The organism is Paenibacillus sp. J22P143 (assembly GCF_059692035.1).
In genome coordinates this window covers 1-1,570 of record NZ_JCAUAQ010000065.1, presented here as the reverse complement: position 1 = coordinate 1,570, position 1,570 = coordinate 1, and the positions used below count along the sequence as shown (strand labels likewise).

Genomic DNA, 1,570 nt, shown 5'->3' with positions numbered 1-1,570 from the left:
AGTCCTTGAGCCCATAGCTGAAGCCAAATTTTACAACCACAGCTACGGGTTCAGACCCCTTCGATCTACACATCATGCCATGGCAAGAGTCCAATTTCTCATCAATCAAGCGTCGATGCATTATGTAGTCGACATCGACATATTGGGGTTCTTCGACAACGTCAATCATACGTTGCTCTTGAAGCAGCTTTGGAACATGGGCATTCAAGATAGAAAGGTTTTAGCCTGCATTTCTAAAATGCTAAAAGCTGAAATCGAGGGGGAAGGAATACCTTCAAAAGGTGTACCACAAGGCGGTTTACTGTCAACACTGCTCTCGAATATTGTTCTAAATGACCTAGATCACTGGGTTGCAGGTCAATGGGAACTCTTTCCGCTGAGAAAACCTTTCAAATCAAGAACTGGCGAAAGATCTGCAAAAATACGGTCTAGTCTGAAAGAAGGCTACCTGGTGCGCTACGCCGATGATTTTAAAATCATTTGCAGAGATTGGAGATCGGCTCAGAGATGGTATCATGCGGTAATTCTGTATCTCAAAGATCGCCTGAAACTCGATGTCTCTCCAGAGAAATCGCAAATCATTAATTTGCGAAAACGAGAGTCGGAATTCCTTGGATTTACAATCCGAGCGAACAAAAAGGGTCATAAGAGAGTAGCGCATACGGGCATCAAATCGGGCAAAATACAGAAAATGAGGAGCGAAGCCAAGAAACACATTCTCAAAATGAGGTCTTCACCAACGGCTTTAAACGCTGCGCGGTTCAACAGTTTTGTTTTAGGAATTCACAATTATTTTAATCGGGCAACACATGTCAGTGTTGCGTTCTCACGTCTTGCCTACGATCTGCGAGCTTTCATGTACAATCGTCTCAAACAAATCGGGAAATATGAGCACCCTGCAAACCCACCGCCAACGTACAGTAAATTTTACAGTTTGGGTTACAGGACTTTTAAAATAGCAGATGTTTATTTATATCCTCTTGCCAATGTGAAAACCAAGAACACGATGGGCTTTAGTATAGGTCTTTCACTCTTTACCACAGCAGGCAGAGAACTAATATACAAAAAACTTCGACCAGATTTACGTCAGGAAATTTACTTACTAACGAAATCTAGCTTCCCGAATCATAGTGTAGAATATATGAATAATCGGATTAGTCGGTACAGCATGAAGATGGGAAAATGCGAAATTACAGGCATGTATCTATTCGCATCGGATGTCCACTGTCACCATTATATCCCGCCCCACGCAGGTGGAACCGACAAGTTTAACAATTTACGCATCCTCCAAAAAGAGGTCGGGCAACTTATCCTTGAAACACAAAAAGAGACGATTGACGTACTCAAGAATAAACTTGGTTTAACGGAATTGATGATGGTTCAGATCAACAAATACCGTGAAAAATATACATTAAAACCAGTTTAACATATCCCAAATCAATGAGTAACGAGGAAATTATGATCAAGTACATTTAGTTAGATGGACCGCGGAGTGCTGGGAAACTGGCACGCTCCGTGCGGAGCAGGGGAAAAGCTTGAGATCACTTCAAATGCTTACCTATTGCAAACC

The 1,570-nt window shown here is 42.0% G+C and carries 1 protein-coding gene; it reads left to right on the top strand.

Going from position 1 to position 1,570, the window contains the following annotated elements; genetic code table 11:
- A partial coding sequence (locus AC58PQ_RS29490) for a group II intron reverse transcriptase (protein WP_497247953.1) occupies nucleotides 1–1,426 on the top strand: 1,426 nt, incomplete at its 5' end.
- Nucleotides 1,427–1,570 lie beyond the last annotated feature (144 nt).